The following is a 21,969-nucleotide window of genomic DNA, read 5'->3' on the forward strand; positions in this document are numbered from 1 at the left end:
CTCCTTTATTTCAAGTCGTTTCGAGTGATAACCTCGTCGATTAACCCGTATGCCTTCGCTTCATCAGCGCTCATAAAGTTATCTCGGTCGGTGTCTCTTTCGATCTTTTCAAGCGGCTGTCCCGTACGATCCACATAAATCTGGTTGAGTTTTTGTTTCGTTTTGATAATCCAATCCGCGTGAATCTTAATATCGGTCGCTTGACCTCTTACACCGCCGAGCGGTTGGTGAATCATAACTTCAGCATTCGGCAGCGCGTATCGCTTGCCTTTGGCGCCTGCTGTTAACAGCAAGGACCCCATGCTTGCGGCCATACCTACACAAATCGTAGATACATCCGGTTTAATAAATTGCATGGTATCGAAGATACCCATTCCAGCTGTTACAGATCCACCTGGTGAGTTGATATATAAGTGGATATCCTTTTCGGGATCCTGAGCAGATAAAAAAAGCAGCTGGGCAATGACCAAATTAGCCACATCATCATCAATGGCAGTCCCAATGAAAATAATGCGGTCCTTAAGTAGACGCGAGTAGATGTCGTAAGAGCGTTCCCCACGTGCCTCTTGTTCAACAACCATAGGAATAAGACTCATTGTACCAACTCCTTTTGTGGCCAAAGCCATGTTCTCCAAATTGGGATTCAGTAACAGTTTAACATGTTTGAGCAGCAAAGTCATTTTTTCAGAAGACTGCTATGTATGCAATGAAATTCTTATGTTTTTAGGCAGTTTGTGGCTAAAATAGGGTAAAAGAAAGGCACGTTGCTTACGTACGTGCCTTTACTTACCTTATTTATACTGCTGCGGAAACATGCTTGCTATTTTCGAGCAAGAAGTCAACCGTTTTTCTAATGACAAGATCATTGCTCAGACCATCTAGGCTGCCGTTAGAAGCAAACAGCTCACGAAGTTCTGCCGTTGTTTTTTGGTAGGATGGTGCATATTTCTCAAGTTCCGCGTCAACTTCTTCGTCGGATACTGTGATGTTTTCTGCAGCTGCAATGGCTTCAAGAACAAGGTTGTTACGAACACGCTTTTCAGCATCTTCTCTCATTTGGTCTTTCAGCACGCTCTCGTTTTGACCGGAGAACTGGAAGTAAATCTCAAGCGTCATGCCTTGGGAGCGAAGACGTCTTTCGAATTCTTTCACCATTACATCAAGTTCTGCTTCTACCATGGATGCTGGAATTTCAACATCTGCGTTAGCAGCAGCCTTATCAACAACAGCCGTTTCCAGAGCAGCTTCTGAATCTTTTGTTTTGCTCTCTTGAAGACGTTTTTTCAATTCTTCTTTGTACTCTACAAGCGTATCGTACTCGCTCACGTCTTTGGCAAACTCATCATCAAGTTCTGGCAAGTTCTTGCGTTTGATGTCGTGAATTTTCACTTTAAACACAGCCGCTTTGCCTTTCAGATCTTCGGAGTGGTAGTTCTCAGGGAAAGAAACGTTAACTTCTTTCTCTTCGCCTTTACCAAGTCCTACAAGCTGCTCTTCGAACCCTGGAATGAAGGAATTGGAGCCAAGCTCAAGGGAGTACTTCTCTGCTTTCCCACCTTCGAATGCTTCGCCATCAACGAAACCTTCGAAATCAAGAACAACTACATCACCGTTAGCTGCTTGTCCTTCTTCAAGAACAACCAGTTCAGCATGACGCTGTTGTAGACGAGTAAGTTCATTGTCTAGTTCTTCGTCACTTACATTAGCATCTACGGCTTCAACTTCGATGCCTTTGTAATCGCCAAGCGTTACTTCTGGTTTAACAGTAACCTTCGCTTTGAATTTCAGAACTTGTCCTTTGCCGAATTGCTCTACGTCTACTTCTGGACGATCAACAGGCTCGATTTTAACCTCTTCAATCGCTTGTACGTAAACTTCTGGCAAAATGATATCAAGTGCGTCTTGATACAGGCTTTCAACACCAAATTTAGCTTCAAAGATTGAACGTGGCACTTTCCCTTTACGGAAACCTGGAACATTTACTTTCGCGGATACTTTTTTGAATGCTTTATCCAATGCATCTGCGACGCGCTCTGCGCCAACTTCCACTTCAAGAACGCCTACGTTCTTCTCTATTTTTTCCCAACTTGCTTTCATTTTATGCTTTCCCCTTCCAAAAATGTACGATGACATATTTTCACGTTACGCTCATTATAACCATTCTATTATAACATATAACAATTTCATTTCAAGGCGGCCTTTCGCCCCTAAGATGGATCCGGGTTAAACTGCTTCACAAACGCTTGCAGCACGAGATGTGCCCGCTTCCATTGCAGCGTCATCGACCCAACAATCCCGTAATTATCTAGCAATTCCTCTTTGTTAACAGAACCGAATAATCGCTCTTGCAGAATGGCATGCAAGGCAGATGCCCATACGTCAACGGCGCCTTCTTCAGCTTTCAGTAAGTCCGTATAGATTGCTGTTCCATAGGCATAGGCCAGAAATTCCTGCCAAGTTTGCTTGGCAAAATAAACAAAATCCGGTTGGCTTATCTCACTAATATCCCCGACTCTGCGAATCATATCACGAATTTGGGATGGAAATTCCTCCGGGCATAGCGGTGTTTCTTCAATCTGGACAGCGATCTTTTTGCCGTTTTTCGGGTACTCAATGAATCCCTGCTCGCCCATTTGCTTCAGCGCCTGCAGCGCCTTGAACTGAATATGCGGGTGCCGCGGTCTTTCGCTAAGCCATTCCTTGATAGCCGAGCCTATACCTGGATGATCGACAAAGCCCAATTGTTCCAGACTACTTACTTGCTGCTCCAAAGTACCTGCTTTCAGCAAGTCCAGCAACTTCAAGGCATATGCGCCGTCATCTGAAGACTTCCCGTTTATGTACTGCCTTAATAAATCCTCTTCTCCCTCTAGATCCTCTTCCGATGGACTTGGCATAGGGAATAACTCTTCTGGAAACATGGTTTGCAACCAAATCCTCAGTGCTTCCCATTGCTCGATCTTATCCGATTGGGCGGCTGGAAATTGAAGCAGAAATGTGAGCAGTTGAAGAGCATCACTATACTGTTCGTTTCGTAGAAACTTGGTAAGTTCCTCTTCGTAATATTGCTCTGTTTTCGGAAAAAGAATAACATTATTCATCGACAGCTCGGTTATGTGAATCACCTCAGAAATCTTGGTCTCGCTGGTGACAGTTTACTTGATTGTTCGGGTGATTGCAAAATAAATTTAAAACAAAGTGTTGACTTCCCTTAAAAAGATATGATAATATAACTCTTGCTTCGCCAAACAGCTACACGCTGAGAGGTAAGAAGAGGTCTATGTCTCAGTAGCTCAGCTGGATAGAGCACACGCCTTCTAAGCGTGCGGTCGGGGGTTCGAATCCCTCCTGGGACGTTATGTAAGGAGAGAAGATCGCGAGAAATCGCGGTCTTTTTAGTTTTTCAGATGTCCAGATATGGAAGTTACATTCAAGCAGAAAAAGCCGCCAACCTATGGTTGCGGCTTTCTGAAGCAATATTTTATCATGCAAAAAAATTCCCGTTTCCTACACAGAAGGTCGATTAGGTTGATGATGACCAGGCTCTGTTGAATCCAAATTAGACTGCACGCGTGAAGATTGTTTCGAATGATCAATCGTGCTCTGCTCTCTTTGTTTCATGCTTTTTTTCTTGCCCATGATGAATTCCCTCCTATTAGGTAAGGTGAGCCCGTAGAGTGTACCTCTACAGGCTCTTGTTGGTGCCATAGACTTTAGTGCTTCTTGTGAGGCAAGTTACTGCCTGGCTGACCGTCACCTTGTGTCCTGAAATTCTTCGCGGCTTTCCTCTGCTTGTCGTGCAGTTTGCTAATGAAATGACTATCCATGAGCATTCGCCTCCTGAAGAAAGAATGGCACTACCCCTTTAGAATGTCACGCAAGCTCAAGATTTAAACGCATGGCTAAATTTAGAAGAGCGCCTCTAGCTTCTGCATCTGTTTTGACTCTTTCATAGAGTTCCTCGAAATTACTGCGATTTTCAATAAATTCAGGCTCTGTCTTAATCGCGACTTGCGTCCAATTAATCAGCAAATTCTCCGCTTGTGTCAGTTCATTATAGGCACGGTGCAGGCCAACGCGTTCAATGATTTCTTCCATTTCAGCCTGTCCGACTTCTTTGCCTGCCTCTTTCAAATCGGCAATCCGTTTATCCGCTTGATTACTAATTTGCAAAAAATGCTCTCTGGAGGCTAGATAATCGATTTGTGCTTTGGAATGTTTCTTTTTCATTGCCATCACCTTTACTGTTTAGTAAGTAATAATTAATTAATAATAACAGGCTTAGAATTAAAACACAAAATCTGCCTGATGACTTCCCCGGCAACCTGGGACAGACATTATATATTCCCATTTTGCATACCTTTTATCATCATGCTCTCTTCATAAAGAAAGGAAGGAACGTCTATGTGCGGAATAACGGGTTGGATAGATTGGCGGAAAGACTTGACCGGGTACCCGTCCATTCTAGAAAATATGACGGAAACGCTCCATTTGCGTGGACCAGATGCTTCTGGCACTTGGATCTCACAGCACTGTGCCCTGGGCCATCGACGTCTTAGTGTAATGGATCCGGAAAACGGCGCTCAGCCCATGGTCCGGAAACAAGGAGACTACACTTATACGATCGTATATAATGGCGAGCTTTACAATGCCCCAGAGCTGAAGAAAGAGCTCGAGCTGCGCGGACATCATTTCCGAACAACTTGCGATACCGAGGTGCTGCTTGTTGCCTTCATTGAATGGGGGAGGGCTTGTGTAGACCGTCTGAATGGAATCTTCGCTTTCGCAGCATGGAACGATCAGGAGCAATCCCTTTACTTAGTCAGAGACCGGCTTGGCGTAAAGCCGCTTTTTTATTCTCATCAGAACAGTGTCCTTCTATTCGGTTCTGAACCAAAAGCCATTCTCGCGCATCCCGACTTTCAGGCAGAAGTCGGCGCGGAAGGCTTGGCCGAGATCTTCGCAGTAGGTCCTGCACGCACGCCTGGACATGGCATTTATCGCAATATGTCAGAGCTGAAGCCCGGACAATGCGCTGTTTTTGACCGCAACGGCTTATCCGTCAGAACCTACTGGAAGCTGGAAAGCCACCCTCATCCAGATGATGTTGCAGCGACGGCGCTTCAGGTTCAGCAGTTGCTGAGCGACACTTCCCAAAGGCAGCTAGTTTCCGACGTACCTATCTGTACATTGCTATCTGGAGGGCTTGACTCCAGCGCACTAACCTCTCTTGCCGCGGAGCATTACAAAGAAAGCGGAAAAGGCGCTCTGCACACCTTTTCTGTCGATTACAAAGATAACGATAAGCACTTCAAAGCCAACCTATTTCAACCTAACTCCGACGCTCCTTGGATTAAGCGGATGACAGAGCATCTTGGTACCGAGCACCATTATATTGAGTTCGATACGCCTGAACTAGTGGAATCCCTGAAAACAGCCGTTTTTGCCCGGGATACGCCGGGGATGGCCGATGTTGACGGATCCCTTTATTTGTTTTGCCGTGAAATCAAAAAGGAGGCCACGGTTGCTATCTCGGGTGAAGCTGCTGATGAGATTTTTGGCGGGTATCCTTGGTTCCACAACGAAGAAGCCCTCTCTGCCAATACGTTCCCTTGGTCCCTTAAGCTGCCTAACCGAGTTGATCTGCTAGCACCTGATTTAATCGATTGGATCAAGCCAATTGAATATGTTAGCAATCGGTATCAGCAAGCCTTAAGCGAAGTACCCCGGCTAGCTGGAGAAACACAGCAGCAAAACCGCATGCGAGAAATGTCCTACCTCAACATCACCCGCTTCATGCCGACTCTTCTCGATCGCAAAGACCGCATGAGCATGGCCGTTGGACTTGAGGTGCGCGTTCCTTTCTGCGATCACCGTCTCGTTGAATATGTGTGGAACATTCCATGGGAAATAAAAACCTCCGGAGATCGGGAAAAAGGCATTTTACGAAAGGCACTGAAAGGTGTTCTCCCTGATGATGTCTTAACCCGCAAGAAAAGCCCATATCCAAAAACACACAATCCTAATTACTTAACTGCCGTCCGTAAATGGGTACTGGAAATTTTGGATGACCCCAGCTCCCCCCTGCTGCCCTTCATTGATGTGAAAAAAATACGCGCGCTCGCCAGCTCCGACACGAACGACTTCGATCTCCCGTGGTTCGGCCAGTTGATGACGGGACCCCAGCTGTTCGCGTATTTAGCACAAGTAGATACATGGTTACGAAACTATAAAATATCAATCCGTTAATATAAAAAAGACCTGCTGTCCACTATGATGTGGAAGCAGGTCTTTTCATTAGGATTCGTTTTGCTCAGGGAGCCTATCCAAAAACAATCGCAAAGCTTTAGCGCGATGACTGATTCCGTTCTTCTCTTCCACCGTCAACTCCGCCATCGTTCTTCCAAGAGAAGGAATATAAAACAGAGGATCGTAGCCGAAACCACTCTCACCGCGTTGTTCCCCTATAATGTAACCCTGACAAGAACCCTCGGCTTCAATGATTTCATTCGCCACCGGGTCGATAAGCGTAAGTGCACAAACAAAGGCAGCCTCGCTCAAAAACTTCGGATGTCCAGCTTCCATAGGCAAACCATCAACCGGTGCGGACTCGCTCAAAGCTTGAAGCAGCTTGCTATTGTTGGCTGCATCCGTTGCGTTTTCTCCGGCATATCTGGCTGAATAAACGCCCGGATCACCGCCTAGCGCTTTCACACACAAGCCTGAATCGTCTGCAAGCACGGGAACATGGAGATGCGCCGAAATAATTTGCGCTTTGATCCGCGCATTCTCCGCAAACGTTTTGCCGCTTTCTACGATCTCGGGAAGGTCCGTATAAGCAGCCAAGCTGCGGACTTTGTACCCTTTTGCGCCAAAAAGGCTCTCAAACTCCTTGACTTTCCCTTCATTGCGGGTTGCAATCACAACGATATTACTTCGTAGCCGCATGTTGTACACCCCGAATACGATCCGCTATAGGGCCCAGCACTTTAGACTGCTCTTCAATCATCGTATGAATTCCTATTTCTGCAAGAGCAAGCAGTTCATCCAATTCCTTGCGTGAAAACGGAGAATCCTCACCCGTACCTTGGATTTCTACGAATTGTCCTTGCCCCGTCATCACAACGTTCATATCCACTTTAGCCTGTGAATCCTCTTCATAGTTGAGATCTAAACGCGGTGTTTGGCCGATAACGCCTACCGAAACGGAAGCCAAAAAGTCGTTAATCGGAAACTTTGCCAAATTTTTATCTGTCGCCAGCTTGTTGATCGCAAAAGCCATGGCTACGAATGCACCGGTAATTGAAGTCGTACGGGTACCTCCGTCTGCTTGGATAACATCACAGTCTAGTGTAATGGATCTCTCGCCCAAAGCTTCTAAGTTAACTACGGAACGAAGAGCCCGGCCAATCAAACGCTGAATCTCCATCGTCCTCCCGCCAAGCTTGCCTTTGGCAGCTTCACGCTGATTTCTTACTTGTGTGGCGCGAGGCAGCATGGAATATTCCGCGGTTACCCAGCCTTTGCCTTGTCCTTTCATAAAAGGCGGGACACGCTCTTCAACTGTTGCCGTACAAATCACTTTCGTATCCCCGACCTCAATTAGCACCGAGCCTTCAGCATGTTTTATATAATGGGGGGTTATTTTCATTGGGCGCAACTCTTCATTTGTTCTTCCGCCAATTCGCATAAATCGTGTTCTCCTCCTGTCGCTTCCAAAGGGAAGCTAAATACTCTCGCCCCATTGTAACAAAGTAGCCGGAGAAAAGCACCCTCATCAAGAACAATGATGTCCGGCCTATCAATAGAATGAGAAAACCCCTATGCAAGATTTCTTTTGCATAGAGGTCTATGGAGCAATGCAAGCTGATTATAACTTGGTTGGATTAATATGAGCAGGTCTAGCTACAGGCTTCGTATAGTTCTGAGTGCTATCTGACGATGTGAATTTCACAGCGCCATCCACTTTGATCTGAACTTGCTTAAAGCCTGTATTCTCCGTCAGGGATAGAATGACCGACTTCAGCGCATCTTCGGGCGCTTTCTGATCGGCGCCAAGCAGCTTATTCGAGAAATCAACCGTAATCAAGGCGTCCGCCGGGTTAATGCTCTTCACTTCCGTTGAGGCGTCTAGAACGCTAGCCAGCCCTTTCTTCTGATCTGGCCCTTTTATCAGCTGATCGACAACGGCTTTAGCTACATTATCCGTTCTTTTGACGAGCCTGGTCACAGGTACATAATATTTGTAGTTCTGATCATTTTGATTTAGGAAGTAGAGCGTAACCGGCGTGGATTGCCCGAATTCCGCATCCTCTGCCTTCTCAAGGTTAATCCCCATTGAACGCGCCAGCGGGGTATCCAGCGGGGTTTTGCCTTTTGGCATTTCTTTGAGATCCTTACCATCGACACGCAGTTGTACCTTCTCAACAGTTGGGAAGTTCGTCAAATTCCAAGTGATGGCTTCTAATATTTTTCTTTCATTTTGCTGATCATACGTGAGGAACTCTTTTGAAAAATCAACGATAGCGCGTTTGTCCGATGTTACATTCAAGCTAATGACTTTCGTTCCTTTCGGCAGCAAGGCCTGGAATCCAGATGGGAGCAAGCTTGTGACCGGACCGCCATCTACCATATACTCAAGCGTCGTCTTCGCAACCGACACCGATTTCGGTAATCCCAGACTGAGCGGAGCGACGAAGCCTTTGGCATCCTTCACATACACTGTCATTTGGGATGAATTATCGTCGATCATATCGATCGTGACCGCAGCTGATGTCGTTTTAACGTCTGCTTCCGCACCCGTGGTCGGAGGTGCATCAATGTCAGCTTTCTTCCCAGTGCCCAGAACTGAACATCCTGTGGTCAGCAAGGCAATCACCCCCGCGATAGCGGCTGAACGAATCCAATGTTGATGTTTCATTTGCTTATTTCCTCCTTCGAGTTTTCGCAGAAGCCTCTTCTGAAGCGTCTGCCGCATAGTTACTTTTCGGCATGGCCTGTACATTGCTTTTTCGTATTATTATGTATACGGGGCTTTGTCCGATTTATAACTACTTTTTGTCCACATGCTCAAAAAAGTAATCCAGAGAAGACTCCACCCTTTTTCTGATGAGTCCCTGCCTTTTTCGGCATCTAACCTTGATATGCTATACTTGTAAAAATAGACAGATTTGATCTAACTGGAGGCGCACAGATGAGAACATTCCTCAAAGATAAAACGCTCATTTTCAACGAATTCCGGGATGAAGTTTTCAGCCACTATCCGCAAGCTGTCATCGAAGAGGCGGTTGCCCGCCTGCTTGTGGAAATCAAAGGCATCAAAAAAATTCCTTATGAGAGAATTACATCGACTTTATTAGGTGTTTTGAGCAAAACAGAGACCTATAATGTCATGACAACGCTCATGGAACTGCAAAAAAAGGTGAAGCATGATTCCGAGCTGCTCGCGAGCATGAAAGACCCTGCCTACAACCTGCATCGCACCATTGCCATGTCCATCTGTGGCTTGTATGGCAGCGGCGCAGCCTCTCTTTTCGGTTTCATGGATTGTAAATTTCGTTTTTTCTTCCCGACAAAACGTCCTAAATCATTTATTTCAAAAGGGATTTGCGCGATTGTCGCCTCAACTGCAAGTGTGATCATTTCGGAGAATGTAAAAGTCGATTATTCGCAGCGCAATCTCGCTCTGCTTGCTGAGAGAGGTGTCCAGCTTGAGGATATGGTTGAAATTCTGGATACGCTCCAGCGCCCCTACAATCCGGACATGGAACGCAGCCTATGCGAAGAACACATTGTCGCCGTACTGCGCAAACAGCAGACCTTCCATGCGCTGCAGCTGGCGATCAAAATAGACACCGCCGTCGAAGCCGGCGAATTCAATCCGCAATATAATCATATTGTCGGGCAAGACGAAGGACTTTTCGGGGTAGATGAAAGCATTGCAACTGCCGTTCCTCTCATGTATGGAACCATTGCGCTTACGAATTTCGGTTACTTGGACAAAGAGAAAATCGGGATCATCAAAGAGCTGGACAGCGATCACGATGAGGGGAAATGCAACACGTTTATTGACGATATGGTTTGCGGCATTGTGGCTGCGGCCTGCGGACGATTAGCGCATAATAATGTTCCTACTTATAGCAAGCCTTTGAAGTAAGGTGAGGGATCGGTGCCGAGATAGTCGGCAACAAGAGATGTAAAAAGTACATCAAATTTCGCTTTGCGCTGAGGTTATGGACGGTTTTGATGTAATTAGTACATCAAAAATTGTGATATTGTCCATTATCGCGGTTAGCTGGCGAATTTGATGTACTTTTTGCTTGATTTGAGTTGTTTTCGCGGAAAAATGCTGGATTTGATGTAAGTTTTACATCAAATGGGCTAGTGATACCCAAGTTCTAAGCGCAAGAGCTAAACCCAAGAGCTAAGAACCTACGCATCGCGGCTGGTTGCAACGTAGTGAACAAGCTCCGCGGCAGGATCAACCTGCTGGACGCGTCCCTCCGCTTCCAGCAAGATGAGGTGAGCGATCGTCTCCGACAACGCGAACCTCATCTGATGCACGCTGAGCCGGTCGCCGAAGGTCGCGCGGCACACCTCATAAGCGCTAAGCGGCGCGCTTAGCTGATTCTCCATGAGCGCAAGCCGCTCATGATGATGGCGCACTAGCTCCTCTGTGCGTGCGCCAAAGCCAGACCAAGGCTCCCGGTGCCCCGGGTAAGCCATCTTGACCTGCAGCCTGCCGATCTCCTGCAGGCTGCGCAAGTACTCGCCGAGCGGGTTTTCTTCCACCTGCGGGAGGAAGGAAACGTTCGGCGATATTTGCGGCAGGACGTGGTCTCCGCAAAAGATCACCTCCGCCTCGGCGTCGTAGAAGACCAGGTGACCCGCGGCATGGCCGGGGGTCTCCATGGCTTCGTACACGCGGTCCCCGAGGCGCACGGGCCCTTCTCGCAGCAGGGTAACCTGCGGCTGCGGGGAAACCAAATCGACGAAGCTCACCATGTGCTTCGTCATCTCTGCCAGCCCGGCTTCCGGGAAGCCGTGCCGGGCAAAAAGCGTCAGCAGCCGCGTCGACATCGGCTGCTCCGGCCCCCACAGGAGCTGCACTTGCGCGTATCCGGTCTCCGAGAGGAGAACCGGCGCGCCCGTGCGCTCCTGGAACCACCCCGCCATCCCGTAGTGATCGGGATGGTGGTGGGTGAGCACGATCTGCTCGACGTGCTCGAAGCCGATCCCGCGCTCCTGCAGCACCTGCAGCCAGAGCGCTTCCGCATCCGGGGTATGCAGCCCCGGATCAATGACGGTGTACCCTTTGCTGCCGCGGATCAGGTAAGCATTCACCCATCGAAGCGGAAAAGGCAGCGGCACCTTCACTTGGGTAATTTCATCTGTATGTTCGATTACGATGTTCATCAGCGAGTAGTCATCCTTCCTTATGCCCTACAAAAATCATCCGGCACGAAACATCGGCCTCATAAGGATGACCGTCATAACTGCCGTATACGTGATCAATATGTAAACCTGCTTTTTGCAGCATCGCTTCGAACGCCGTTCGGTCGTATAATTTCACCTGCTCCAAATATTGCCGCTCAGGAGTGCCCTGCTGCGATATCACAATTCGCTTACGCACGCAACCCTCTTCAATGGTTCTCGTTTCGATAATTTGAATATCTCCCTCTGTCCGATGCGATTGCGGAACAAGATGAGCTTGAACATAAATCGGATTCAGAAAATCGATAATAAAGCGACCGCCCTCTTTTAAAAGACGATTCATCTCGTAAAATACCTTAGCATTCTGCTCTTCCTCATCAAAATATCCAAATGAAGTGAACAAGTTCACTACCGCGTCAAACTGACACCCGAGGGGAACTTCCCGCATATCACCGCGTACCCAAGTCACACGCTTCTGCTTGTCCAATTGTACAGCTTCATTCAAAAGCACTTCAGACAAGTCTACACCCGTGATTGCATAGCCAAAATCCGCCAAAGCCAAGGAATGGCGTCCCATCCCGCAGCATAAATCCAATACTTCGGCCCCTTGCTTCAGCTCAAGCCAATCCATCATTTTTTTCACTTCATGATAAGCGCCTTGCATATCCCGATGCTTATAAACTAATAAATAATCATTCCCAAAGCTTTCCTGATACCAAGCCATTTTATCACCTGCAATTTCTATTAATAATCATTAGGAGTTTTCAAAAGAGTCCAATTTCTGCTGTACCCGTCGCAAGCTTTCGGCAGCTTCTTCCTGACTGAAGTTGCCTGCTTCGAGCAAATTTTCATCCGTATCAAGCAGTGTCTCATAAAATGCAACACCTTGCCACAGGAACTCCGATTGGTCCGGATGGTCCTCCATGTAATGAAACAGCACGTCCTCGGCCTTGGCATAATCGCCTTGTTTTTCATAATGGGCAAAAAGCAGCCTCTTCATATCTTCCGGGATTATCCATGCTTTAAGCCGGTCCAGACTAGTTTGTACGCGCGCAGCTGCCTCAGCACTCTCATCATCCTTAGGATTAACCTCAGGAGAAAGCGACAAGTGAAGCAATAAATCCAGAGATTTCACATACGAACGGTATGCCTCATCGTTTTGGTCATGCTGCCTAAGCAGATCTCCGTGTCCGACGAACATATCTCCAATGACCATCGCTTTCGCAGTATCCAAATTTCCGTTATAGGAAAGCAGCTCTAGGATATCCTTGCTTGATAAAGCCTGTAATGAACGAATATTGAGCCCGAGCAAATGCCGGCTAGCTTCATCCAGCAGCTGTTGGGCATCCGGTAGTGGAATGTGTTCTTTATTAAAAAGAATGCGATGCAGAACCTGAGTCATCTGCTCAATCTGCCGCATAAAATAATCTCGTTTGAACACTAGAACATCCCCTTTGCCCAAAAGATATACCTCGTTTCAGCTTACCACGCCTCGGATAGAAACTCAAAAGCAGATATCGCCTATTTTTGCACATAGACCGCACCATTGGCAGCAGCCCTTCATAAACTAATTTTGACTGTATCCCTTAACCTTGTATTTCCCAATACCCGAGCAAGGAGGGGTGACACACATCCATGGGCAGCGACCACAAAAACAAATTTCTACTTACGAACCGCGAACGCGAAGTATTCGAACTATTAGTGCAGGACAAAACGACGAAGGATATCGCACAGCAGCTTTTTATCAGTGAAAAAACTGTGAGAAATCATATCTCCAATGTCATGCAAAAGCTGAACGTAAAGGGTCGTTCACAAGCGGTTGTAGAACTGATCAAGCTTGGGGAATTAAAGATCTGATTCCGTCAGCAAAGGGATCCATGTAAGCCTTCGAGGCCTCCTATTGGAGGATTCGAGGGCTTTTATGTCGTTGTCGCACGCTTTCAAAAGTGAACGTTTTGTTAACCCAACAATTCGACAGTAAACGATCTTTAGCATGTACTATGATAGTAAAAACAAGCACATTTCACCTTTAGGGGGCTATTTCAATCCATGATAGAAATGATTACCGAGCAAAAAAATGTGTTTTCCTTGTCAGAACTCCTGAATGTGGAACCAGACATTCTGTTCCGACTCTGCCAGTATATTGAGTCAAGGGGCCATCTTTTCACCAAATCAGAGGAAGGCGCCTTCCAATTTAATGATAATGATATTGCAGTGATATTAGCCCATTATTAATGGGCTTTTTTGTTGCTCGGCGGTAAATTGGGGGAGGGTAGGAGCCCTGTGAGGAGCTCCGTTTTGGCGTTAAGCTTGTTTTATAGCGCAGCGTTAGAATGGTCAGTTTGTGCGTCATTGAGACGTCCATTTCGGATGTCTCAGAGAAATTCTACAACTTAACGGTTCGTGAGAGAGCCTTTTTTGACCGCTCGTGCAGCATTGCTCCCGTTTTGGAGGAAAATAGCACTTGAGAATGACTTTTCGGCATTCTCAATTAAACGCACTCTTCTCGGCTGGCGCACGTCGGGTGACACACATCCATGGGCAGAAACCATTCAATATGCTTGATGTATTTGAACTATCTGTGGAGGCCAAAGCGTTAATAGATGTCGCAAATAAAATGGAAACTGTGAGAAATCATCTTACCAATGTTATGTAAAAGCTGAACAAATACGAAGACCTTGACGGATCAAACTCCGTCATGCTGTAGTGCTAGCTACTTCACTAACCCCCCACCATCCAATCACGCTGCTCACCATACTGCCAACTTCCACTCAACTGCCAATAACAAATATCAAAATCCCTAGCCTGGAATCAGGCTAAGTCTTTACTCAAAGTTTTCTTAGGGAACTAGAGTCCTCTATTCGATGAAAACCGAGCTGTTTCTTCGCTCAGCAGAATTACAGGGTCTTATTCCATGCGGATTGATGGCGAGTTTAGCTAGTAAAATCGGCAATATAGCGATCCACAGTTCCCCTCGCTCTGGATAAGCCGTATGCTCGTCAATAACCATGAGTCGCGTATGGACCTTGACACTGTTTTGCTTTTCCGTAACGTAAGCCCAATCTCCAAGAATGGGGGGCATCCTCAGACTAGTAGAGTCCACAATTCCTAATACAAGTTTGTTTTGTTTGTTACGAGGCTGAGCTGTTTTACGAATGGAATCTGCGACGGCAGCGAATAAGGCTTGAGTGACCTCGACAGGAAGAGAATTAATGCGACGTGAAAGCTGAGACTTGTGGATGCTAGTGAGTTGGAATTCTTCTTGAAACTCAAGATCTGAACGAATACCTCTTTCAATCGTGTGTAGAGAATCCCACTTCAATAATTGTGCAGCGAGAAAAATTTTCAATAGATTAACCGTTTTAAGCTGTTTGCGATAATCCAGAAACGGCGCTAAAAAATTTTGTAATGGTAACAAAATAAAGGTATTGACGAACCACCTGTTTATCCGATACGCTCAAAGTCCGAGTTCTCCTTTGTATGAGATGTATGGATTAGGTCCCTACATCTCTACACCGGAGATTTTTTCATGCATTGTCCATGAAAATTAAATAAAAAAATTACATAAACAGTAAAAATTTGAGTATAAATTTTCGTGGGAGCTTTGATGCAACGCTAGTGGAAATTCTACCGCTAAATCGTGGCGAAACACAGCTACAGCATGAATAAATGGAATTTCTCCAGTTAATGCGGACGATTGAGCTTGGAAACAGGATAAAGAAGCGAATTAACAGGATTTTTTCCAGTTATTAGGTATATTTAGCGGGAACTTGCTTGAAATACAGGGAGTTTTTCCAGTTATTTGATTCGGCGGCACCATAAAAAAGAAAGAGGCTGCTCCTAGTCATCCAATGACCGAGGGAGCGCCTCTTTCGAACCTTCTGGGACAGCCTATTTTCTTTTCTCTCTTTTTCTACCTTTTCCCTATCTCCCGTCAATCCACCACTATCACTTAACCGTTATAGACGTCACAATCTTATTCGAGCCCTTCAGCTGAACAAGCCGCCCTTCCTTAAACAGCGCCAAGTTGCCGGAAACAGTCACACTAGAAGCAACTTGATACACGGTCGACTGATCCTTGCCATTGATCGATTGCACGATAGTAATCGTGGCAAGACCGCCTTGCGCATTAAGGGTCGTTCCTTTTAATTTCCCTTGCAGATCAAACGGCAAGTTCTCGTCGACCATTTTCGTTACTTCAATGTAGATAACTTTATTGTCGGAGGTGCGAATATCAACTTCGTCGCCTACTTTAAGGTCAACGGCTCTAACCTTAACGCCGCCACGATAGACGATGACATCCGGATGCAAAGCAAAAGCGGTCGTAACTCCCGACTTCGTCAGCTTCAATTCATTGTTGCTGACTGCGGCGCTAACGGTGCCGTTGTTCGTGATAGGCTGCACCATTTTGGTCACTTCAATATAAATGACTTTGTTCTCCGAGGTGCGAACGTTGACTTCATCCCCAACTTGAAGTGCGGCTAGAGCCACTTTCAAGCCATTGCGATAAACGACAACATCCGGATGCAGCGTTATTTCAAAATTGTAATTATCCTTCTTAAGTTTAAGCACATTATTCGTCACAGCTGCAGTGATCGTTCCGCTATTCGTAATCGCTTGCGCCGTTTGTGTTACTTCAATAAAGATCACTTTATTGTCCGAGGTTCTAACGTTTACCTCATCGCCAACTTGCAAGGCAGAAGATGTAACTTTTACTCCATTGCGATAAATAACGACTTCTGGATGCAGCGTATAGTCTGTAGCAACTCCCGATTTCGTAAGCTTCAGCACATTGCTGCTAACGACTGCAGAGACTGTCCCGCTGCTGGATATTGGAACAACCGATTTGGTAACTTCAACATAGATGACTTTGTTATCCGAGGTGCGAATGTTAATTTCATCCCCGATTTTCAGCTCATACGGATTCACTCTCACACCATTACGATAAGCAACAACATCCGGATGGAACGGCAAAGATGAGGTAACGCCCGATTTGGTAAGCGTCAGAGTATTGTTGGCAACCACTGCGCTGACGGTACCGCTATAGATAACTGTTTGTGCGGGTTTAGTTACTTCAATATAAATAATTTGATTGTTAAAAGTCCGCACACTTACTTCATCTCCAGCTTGCAGAGCAGAAGGACTGACTTTCACGCCGTTTTTGTAAATGTAAACCTCCGGATGCAAAGCATAGGTGGATGTCGCACCTGAGGTTGTCATCACTAATGCGTTCCCGTTAACGACGCTGTTTACAGTTCCCGTTAGTGTGTTATTTCCTTGATTCGGCAACTGACCGCCTGTACGATCAAGCAATGCCGCAAGCTGAGCCCGGGTAACCGGCTGATTAGGCCTGAACGTGTTATCTTCGAAGCCATCTACCAGGCCTTTTTCAATGGCCACAGCTACATAACCTACAGAACCTGCAGGAATTTGCTTCGCATCTTTGAACGGCAGGGTCGTGTTCATTTTCGCTTTGGCCTGAGCGTCCAGTTTCAGTGCTTTGACCAAAAGCGTTGTCGCCCATAACCGATCGCCTTCTTTCTGAGGCTGAACGGTGTCGTCATTTTCGGAAAATAAATCATTTTCTAACGCAGTCGCCACATACCCTACTGCCCACGCGGGAACTTGATTGGCATCCTTGAAATTGAGATGAGTGCTCATTTCGCTTGAAGATTCTGCTTGGCTGCGAAGCCCCATGAGACGAACGGCTGCTGTAATCGCTTCAATGCGTGAAACGGTGTTTTGCGGTTTAAATGTACCATCCTCGTACCCCTCGAACACACGCTTCGATGCTAAACTTGCGATATAGCGTATGGCCCATTCTGCGGTTTTCAAATCGTTAAAAGTGAGATGGATTTCGACTTTTCCGTTATCTTTCCGATTACCATTGCCATTGCCATTGTCAGTGGCTAGAACGGCTGTACTGCTCCCCATGATCGTTACGAAAGCAAGGCCTGTCGCGACTACTTTTTTGAACATCAAGCTTCAACACTCCTTCACCTTAGATAACTGCGTGTATCAGTTAACAGATCAATTCGTTGAATTGGTTATTTTTAGGAGGGTGAGCTTTTATTTTCCTTTCACTTTTTCTCATTATAGGCCCTGCATGAGCATGTCATTGGCGAAAGCGCCTACATTATGCTATGTTGGAAGAAATTACGAGCAAGGGAGCCAGCGAAATGAAGGCACATGCAGAGGGACCTCTCTCTCATTTTCACCCGATTCTGAAAGAGTGGTTCCGTTCACGCTTTGGCGAGCCCACCGACGTACAGAAGATGGCGTGGAAAGAGATTAACGCCAGGAAGCATACCCTCATCTCTTCCCCTACGGGTTCAGGTAAAACATTAGCAGCCTTACTGCCCTGTATGGACGGTGTTGTGAAAAAGAAACAGGTTGGCGATGAGCCCTACGCTCCCGGTGTTCGCGTGCTGGTGGTTACGCCGCTAAAAGCGCTGAATAATGATATTCATGATCATTTGTTTCATTTTATGACGGAGATCGAAGAGCTTGCGGCCTCATTTGAAAAGGACACCGCTTGGCACGGACTGCGTGTCGGCGTTCGCACCGGCGATACCACCCAGAGCACGCGGGCCTCTATGTTGAAGCATCCGCCTGATATACTGGTAACCACGCCAGAGTCACTTTATCTGCTGCTGACCTCGCCGCGCGCGAGAGAAATGCTCAAGAGCGTGGAGCAAGTCGTCATCGACGAGATTCACGATCTAGCAGCGGATAAGCGCGGCATGCATTTGTCTTTGACGCTGGAAAGGCTAGACATGTGGTGCGGGCGATCCGTTCAGCGGATCGGTGTCTCCGCCACACAAAAGCCAATCGAACGCGTCGCACGTTTTCTTGGCGGATGGGGAGAGGACGAGCCGCGCCCTGTCGCGATTATCGAGAGCAAAGCCGAAAAGCACTACGCACTGCAGGTGACGATGCCGGAGCCAGCGCGAGCCGGAGCGGATAAAGAGGCCATCTGGACGCCTCTTGTAGAGCGCGTGCTGCAGCTTATGGAAGGCAGCCGCACGGTACTTATCTTCGCAAACAGCCGCAGGCTGTGCGAGCGGTTAACCCTGCGACTCAATGACCATGTCGGTCATGAGATCGCGCGAAGCCATCACGGCAGCGTAGCCCGCGAGATCCGGCTCGAGGTCGAGCGCCAGCTCAAAGCCGGCGAGCTTCGCTGCCTGGTCGCTACCTCGTCGCTGGAGCTCGGCATCGACGTCGGCCATGTCGATCTGGTCATCCAGATCGACTCGCCTTTCACCGCTGCCGCAGGCATCCAGCGGATCGGCCGCGCCGGCCATGCCGTCGGCAGCGTCAGCCGCGGCGTGCTGCTCGCGCGCAGCCGCAGCCTGCTGCCGGAGCTCGCGGTGCTCAGCCGGCGGATCGCTGCGCGCGACATCGAGGCTATCCGCATCCCGCGGGGCAGCCTCGATGTACTAGCGCAGCAGCTCGTCGCCATGGCGGCGCTCGGCGACGAGCTGGATGTCGCGCTCCTCGCGCGCCTGCTCGCGCAGAGCGACTCCTTCCGCGAGGTGCCGCAAGAGCGCTGGCTCGCGATGCTGGAGGTGCTCGCGGGCCTCTATCCCTTTGCGCGTCCGCTCATCGCATGGGACCGCGAAACCGGCCGCTTGGAACGAGTAGCGGCCTCGCAGATGGCCGCGCTGACCGGCGCGGGCACGATTCCTCAGAGCACGGCTTATCCCGTGCATCATAACGAAACCGGCCTTCATCTGGGCGAGCTGGATGAAGAGTTCATTCACGAATCGTCGATCGGCGACGTATTCCAGCTTGGCACGGCTTCATGGCGGATCGTCCGCAAGCGTCCGGAACGCGTTTATGTGCAGGAAGCCGAGAACCGGTACAGCGAGATCCCCTTCTGGCGCGGGGAGACTGGCGGAAAATCCTATCAGCTCGGTGTTCAAACGGGAGTGCTTTGGCGCGAGCTGCGGGATCGTTTGAACTCGCAGTCTCATACCGAGGGAGATATCGCCGTCCAAGAATGGCTTATGGAGCAGTACTTTTTTGATACAGAAGCCAGTCACGCCCTAATTGGGCTCATTCGCAATCAAATTGCGGTCAATACCGTACCGACCGATCAAATGGTCGTTATTGAGTCTTTTGCCGATGAACAAAACCAAACCCATTATGTGCTGCACAGCTTATTTGGACGGAAAGTAAACCGAACATGGCTTATGGCGCTTGAGAAGCATCTGGGCAACAACGGGCATTCGGCCATCTATACCAATGCCAAGGACAATGGCATCGAGCTGATTTTTCCAAGCTATCAAGAATCAGTTATGTATGCCATCATGTCCCTTTCGTATAATGAAGCGGAACATATGGTCATTGGAGCTGTTGCCGAGTCCGGCATGTTCGGAGCGGCCTTCCAGCGGCTTGCAGAAACCTCCCTGCTTCTTTCCCGCAGTTTCACGCGGATGCCCGCTTGGCTCAAGCGACTTCGCGGTCAAGAGCTAATGAAGGAAGCGCTGCCCTACAAAGAGCGATTCCCTCTCTTTCAAGAGGCAATGCGTGAATGCTTGGAGGAGAATGTTGATTTGGAGCATCTGCGGAGTATTCTGGATGCGATTCATGCCGGTGAAATCCACTTTGCCGTTCATCGCAACCACTTCCCTTCCCCACTGGCGGCTCAATTTCAATCTGACTATGTGGCCCAGAAAATATACGAATCCGATAGCTTATCACAGGATTTGCAAGTCGAATTATTAGGCTTCAGCCGGCAGATGGCTGCCGATATTTTTGGAGCAGAGACCGTTCGCAATGCCATAAGTCCTCAAGTCCTAGAAGCCGAAGAGACCAAGCTTTCCGGGGCGGAAGAAGCGTGGACGTCAGCTCAGTCTATGTTTCGTTATTTAAAAGAACGCGGGGATGCTTCCATCTCCGAGCTCGTCCAAGCTGGCTCAACCACGGAATCCTCTGCGGAGACCTGGATGAATGATCTGCTCGAGCAAGGCCAAGCCGCAGTCACCTCATTCACTGGCGAGCCGCGTTATATATGCCGCGATGAAGTCGAATTCTATGCTTCTCTCACCTTAGATCCTCTCTCCAGAACGTTCATCTTCCAAAGATATGCGGACGGGAGACTGTCTTTCACTGCTGAGGAGCTTGCGGATCGCTACGAAATAGACGCTGCGATCGTTGAACGCTGGATCGAGGAAGCCGTCGCTGCCCGACTGCTAGAGCCAGCACCTTTTGCCGATCCCGAGGTGGAGTCGCTTTGGACAAGCAGCAAGGTCGCTTCTCGCTTGATCCGCCAGTCTCTGCAGATACTCCGACGCGAGAGCTCGGCTATTCTTCCGATCACTTATCTGTCGCACATGCCGCTTATGCGCAAACTAACGGACCGCGCGGATGTTCCGGGAATGGAGCAGCTGCGGGAAATTATTACCGATTTGCAAGGCTTCTTCCTACCCGTTTCATTATGGGAGTCTGTCTTCTTCCCGACAAGGCAGTTATCTTACCGGAAGCAGGACTTGGATATGTTATGCTCGTCTGGTGACATTTTTTGGATGGGTCATAAGGAGGAGAATGAAAAAGAAGGCCGAATCGCTTTCTTTCTCGCAGAAAGCTCCACACTTTTCGAACCCTGCCTTGCTGGGATGCGCCATAGACCCGCTTCTTCTCCTGAGCTCCTCCGCCTTATGGAAGCCAAAGGGGCTGTTTTTCTCAGCAAGCTTGGCCTTGAAACCGGCAGAACTCCTTCCCTTCTATTAGAAGAGCTGCTCCAGCTCGTCTGGGAAGGTCAGGCAGCCAATGATCAGTTCGCGCCGCTTCGGCTTCATGCCACGGGTACTTCCACTTCTAAGAAAGGCGACAAATTCCAATCAGGACTTGGCCGTTGGTATACCTTAAGCACACTGCATAATGCCGCTTTTGACAAACAATCTTCCGCCATGCAGTGGACGCATCATCTGTTAGAGCGCTTTGGGCTCATTACCAAGGACCTCGTCTCTGCGCTTTGCCCATTTCCATGGGAGGCGATTCATACCGCCTTACGTCAATTGGAGGAGTGGGGACTTGTTGTCCGAGGGCTGTTCATCGCCGATTTACATGCGCTCCAATTCGCAACGAAAGACTTCATTCGTCTGCTGCATCAGCCTGCTGCACAAGGTTCCGACCTTCCGTCTTCCTTCACGTTAGTGAGTGCTGTCGATCCAGCTAATCCTTTTGGACTGCTTGTCCCCTGGCCTGATAAGCCCGGTATTTCCTTCTCGCGCAAAAGCGGCAACTACTTAGCACTCAAAGGCAGCGAGTGGTTGTATTGGATTGAAAACAACGGGAAGCGCATCTATCAGCTAACTACACAGAGCCATGCTATGGCGGAAACTGCTCACGAGCTCAAGCTCATGTTCCGACAACTGCTTAAACAGCACCAACTGCGTAAAATTGTCATCGACACTTGGAACGGTGTTCGTATCTCTGATGCGCCTGAGCAGGAAATTCTGAAGCTTCTAGGCGCAGAAAAAGACCGCACCAGCTTAGTTCTTTGGCCTAGCCAACTAAGCTGATACG

The 21,969-nt window shown here is 48.1% G+C and carries 18 protein-coding genes and 1 tRNA gene; 5 read left to right on the top strand and 14 right to left on the bottom strand.

Translation table 11 applies throughout. From position 1 onward, the window contains the following. Nucleotides 1–5: 5 nt before the first annotated feature. The 3 genes from clpP to AC58UW_RS24750 all read right to left on the bottom strand — a co-directional run bounded on the left by clpP (nt 6) and on the right by AC58UW_RS24750 (nt 3,101). Nucleotides 6–596 carry an ATP-dependent Clp endopeptidase proteolytic subunit ClpP gene (gene clpP, locus AC58UW_RS24740; protein WP_145661597.1) on the bottom strand — a complete coding sequence of 197 codons (591 nt, stop codon included), beginning with the start codon at nt 594–596 and terminating at the stop codon, nt 6–8. A 199-nt stretch (nt 597–795) separates the two neighbouring features. After that, nucleotides 796–2,097, bottom strand: a complete 1,302-nt coding sequence (gene tig, locus AC58UW_RS24745) for a trigger factor (RefSeq protein WP_497423236.1) — start codon at nt 2,095–2,097, stop codon at nt 796–798. 110 nt (nt 2,098–2,207) lie between these two features. After that, nucleotides 2,208–3,101, bottom strand: a complete 894-nt coding sequence (locus AC58UW_RS24750; RefSeq protein ID WP_497423237.1) for a hypothetical protein — start codon at nt 3,099–3,101, stop codon at nt 2,208–2,210. A 181-nt stretch (nt 3,102–3,282) separates the two neighbouring features. Between AC58UW_RS24750 and AC58UW_RS24755 the strand changes: the two genes are divergently transcribed. After that, nucleotides 3,283–3,356 (top strand) — tRNA-Arg (locus tag AC58UW_RS24755). A gap of 151 nt (nt 3,357–3,507) precedes the next feature. Here AC58UW_RS24755 and AC58UW_RS24760 read toward each other — a convergent pair. The 3 genes from AC58UW_RS24760 to AC58UW_RS24770 all read right to left on the bottom strand — a co-directional run bounded on the left by AC58UW_RS24760 (nt 3,508) and on the right by AC58UW_RS24770 (nt 4,230). Beyond that, entirely contained in the window at nt 3,508–3,639 is a 132-nt protein-coding gene (locus tag AC58UW_RS24760) for a hypothetical protein (RefSeq protein WP_268894400.1), read from the bottom strand. Between the two features lie 74 nt (nt 3,640–3,713). Continuing rightward, nucleotides 3,714–3,827: a DUF4023 family protein gene (locus AC58UW_RS24765; protein ID WP_082562468.1), complete on the bottom strand. Its 114-nt coding sequence runs from the start codon at nt 3,825–3,827 to the stop codon at nt 3,714–3,716. A gap of 46 nt (nt 3,828–3,873) precedes the next feature. Continuing rightward, the gene (locus tag AC58UW_RS24770) at nt 3,874–4,230 is read right to left on the bottom strand and encodes a hypothetical protein (RefSeq protein WP_497423238.1); all 357 of its coding nucleotides are present in this window, start codon (nt 4,228–4,230) and stop codon (nt 3,874–3,876) included. Between the two features lie 174 nt (nt 4,231–4,404). Here AC58UW_RS24770 and asnB point away from each other — a divergent pair, with 174 nt between their 5' ends. Continuing rightward, nucleotides 4,405–6,249, top strand: a complete 1,845-nt coding sequence (gene asnB / locus AC58UW_RS24775) for an asparagine synthase (glutamine-hydrolyzing) (RefSeq protein WP_497423239.1) — start codon at nt 4,405–4,407, stop codon at nt 6,247–6,249. A 48-nt stretch (nt 6,250–6,297) separates the two neighbouring features. Here asnB and AC58UW_RS24780 read toward each other — a convergent pair whose 3' ends face one another. The 3 genes from AC58UW_RS24780 to AC58UW_RS24790 form a co-directional block, all read right to left on the bottom strand. Beyond that, entirely contained in the window at nt 6,298–6,948 is a 651-nt protein-coding gene (locus AC58UW_RS24780) for an XTP/dITP diphosphatase (RefSeq protein ID WP_497423240.1), read from the bottom strand. Then, a complete protein-coding gene (rph, locus tag AC58UW_RS24785) occupies nt 6,932–7,690 on the bottom strand; it encodes a ribonuclease PH (RefSeq protein WP_497372291.1) in 759 nt (252 codons plus the stop codon). The genes AC58UW_RS24780 and rph overlap by 17 nt, the downstream gene beginning before the upstream one ends. A gap of 180 nt (nt 7,691–7,870) precedes the next feature. Beyond that, nucleotides 7,871–8,920: a GerMN domain-containing protein gene (locus AC58UW_RS24790; protein WP_497423241.1), complete on the bottom strand. Its 1,050-nt coding sequence runs from the start codon at nt 8,918–8,920 to the stop codon at nt 7,871–7,873. A gap of 273 nt (nt 8,921–9,193) precedes the next feature. On the opposite strand from AC58UW_RS24790, the gene AC58UW_RS24795 reads away from it, so the two are divergent. Beyond that, nucleotides 9,194–10,156, top strand: a complete 963-nt coding sequence (locus tag AC58UW_RS24795; protein ID WP_497423242.1) for a phosphatidylglycerophosphatase A family protein — start codon at nt 9,194–9,196, stop codon at nt 10,154–10,156. 275 nt (nt 10,157–10,431) lie between these two features. Here AC58UW_RS24795 and AC58UW_RS24800 read toward each other — a convergent pair whose 3' ends face one another. The 3 genes from AC58UW_RS24800 to AC58UW_RS24810 are packed head-to-tail and all read right to left on the bottom strand — an operon-like array spanning nt 10,432 to nt 12,874. Beyond that, the gene (locus AC58UW_RS24800) at nt 10,432–11,415 is read right to left on the bottom strand and encodes an MBL fold metallo-hydrolase (RefSeq protein WP_497423243.1); all 984 of its coding nucleotides are present in this window, start codon (nt 11,413–11,415) and stop codon (nt 10,432–10,434) included. A gap of 10 nt (nt 11,416–11,425) precedes the next feature. Then, nucleotides 11,426–12,157 (bottom strand): class I SAM-dependent methyltransferase, encoded by a 732-nt coding sequence (locus AC58UW_RS24805; protein ID WP_497423244.1) that lies wholly within the window; start codon nt 12,155–12,157, stop codon nt 11,426–11,428. 30 nt (nt 12,158–12,187) lie between these two features. Next, the gene (locus AC58UW_RS24810) at nt 12,188–12,874 is read right to left on the bottom strand and encodes a DUF6483 family protein (protein WP_497423245.1); all 687 of its coding nucleotides are present in this window, start codon (nt 12,872–12,874) and stop codon (nt 12,188–12,190) included. Nucleotides 12,875–13,068: 194 nt separating this feature from the next. Between AC58UW_RS24810 and AC58UW_RS24815 the strand changes: the two genes are divergently transcribed. After that, entirely contained in the window at nt 13,069–13,290 is a 222-nt protein-coding gene (locus AC58UW_RS24815; RefSeq protein ID WP_028556998.1) for a helix-turn-helix domain-containing protein, read from the top strand. A 1,000-nt stretch (nt 13,291–14,290) separates the two neighbouring features. Here AC58UW_RS24815 and AC58UW_RS24820 read toward each other — a convergent pair. Beyond that, nucleotides 14,291–14,851 carry a transposase gene (locus AC58UW_RS24820; RefSeq protein ID WP_497423246.1) on the bottom strand — a complete coding sequence of 187 codons (561 nt, stop codon included), beginning with the start codon at nt 14,849–14,851 and terminating at the stop codon, nt 14,291–14,293. Between the two features lie 530 nt (nt 14,852–15,381). Continuing rightward, nucleotides 15,382–17,412, bottom strand: coding sequence for an S-layer homology domain-containing protein (locus AC58UW_RS24825; protein WP_497423247.1), 2,031 nt, complete (start codon nt 17,410–17,412; stop codon nt 15,382–15,384). Between the two features lie 200 nt (nt 17,413–17,612). Between AC58UW_RS24825 and AC58UW_RS24830 the strand changes: the two genes are divergently transcribed. Further along, the gene (locus tag AC58UW_RS24830) at nt 17,613–21,965 is read left to right on the top strand and encodes a DEAD/DEAH box helicase (RefSeq protein WP_497423248.1); all 4,353 of its coding nucleotides are present in this window, start codon (nt 17,613–17,615) and stop codon (nt 21,963–21,965) included. Nucleotides 21,966–21,969 lie beyond the last annotated feature (4 nt).

Source organism: Paenibacillus sp. J22R160 (genome assembly GCF_059692135.1).

Coding starts and splice junctions, on each gene's coding strand:
- clpP (WP_145661597.1), bottom strand. CDS start 596: ATGAGTCTTATTCCTATGGTTGTTGAACAAGAGGCACGTGGGGAACGC.
- tig (WP_497423236.1), bottom strand. CDS start 2,097: ATGAAAGCAAGTTGGGAAAAAATAGAGAAGAACGTAGGCGTTCTTGAA.
- AC58UW_RS24750 (WP_497423237.1), bottom strand. CDS start 3,101: ATGAATAATGTTATTCTTTTTCCGAAAACAGAGCAATATTACGAAGAG.
- AC58UW_RS24760 (WP_268894400.1), bottom strand. CDS start 3,639: ATGGGCAAGAAAAAAAGCATGAAACAAAGAGAGCAGAGCACGATTGAT.
- AC58UW_RS24765 (WP_082562468.1), bottom strand. CDS start 3,827: ATGGATAGTCATTTCATTAGCAAACTGCACGACAAGCAGAGGAAAGCC.
- AC58UW_RS24770 (WP_497423238.1), bottom strand. CDS start 4,230: ATGAAAAAGAAACATTCCAAAGCACAAATCGATTATCTAGCCTCCAGA.
- asnB (WP_497423239.1), top strand. CDS start 4,405: ATGTGCGGAATAACGGGTTGGATAGATTGGCGGAAAGACTTGACCGGG.
- AC58UW_RS24780 (WP_497423240.1), bottom strand. CDS start 6,948: ATGCGGCTACGAAGTAATATCGTTGTGATTGCAACCCGCAATGAAGGG.
- rph (WP_497372291.1), bottom strand. CDS start 7,690: ATGCGAATTGGCGGAAGAACAAATGAAGAGTTGCGCCCAATGAAAATA.
- AC58UW_RS24790 (WP_497423241.1), bottom strand. CDS start 8,920: ATGAAACATCAACATTGGATTCGTTCAGCCGCTATCGCGGGGGTGATT.
- AC58UW_RS24795 (WP_497423242.1), top strand. CDS start 9,194: ATGAGAACATTCCTCAAAGATAAAACGCTCATTTTCAACGAATTCCGG.
- AC58UW_RS24800 (WP_497423243.1), bottom strand. CDS start 11,415: ATGAACATCGTAATCGAACATACAGATGAAATTACCCAAGTGAAGGTG.
- AC58UW_RS24805 (WP_497423244.1), bottom strand. CDS start 12,157: ATGGCTTGGTATCAGGAAAGCTTTGGGAATGATTATTTATTAGTTTAT.
- AC58UW_RS24815 (WP_028556998.1), top strand. CDS start 13,069: ATGGGCAGCGACCACAAAAACAAATTTCTACTTACGAACCGCGAACGC.
- AC58UW_RS24825 (WP_497423247.1), bottom strand. CDS start 17,412: ATGTTCAAAAAAGTAGTCGCGACAGGCCTTGCTTTCGTAACGATCATG.
- AC58UW_RS24830 (WP_497423248.1), top strand. CDS start 17,613: ATGAAGGCACATGCAGAGGGACCTCTCTCTCATTTTCACCCGATTCTG.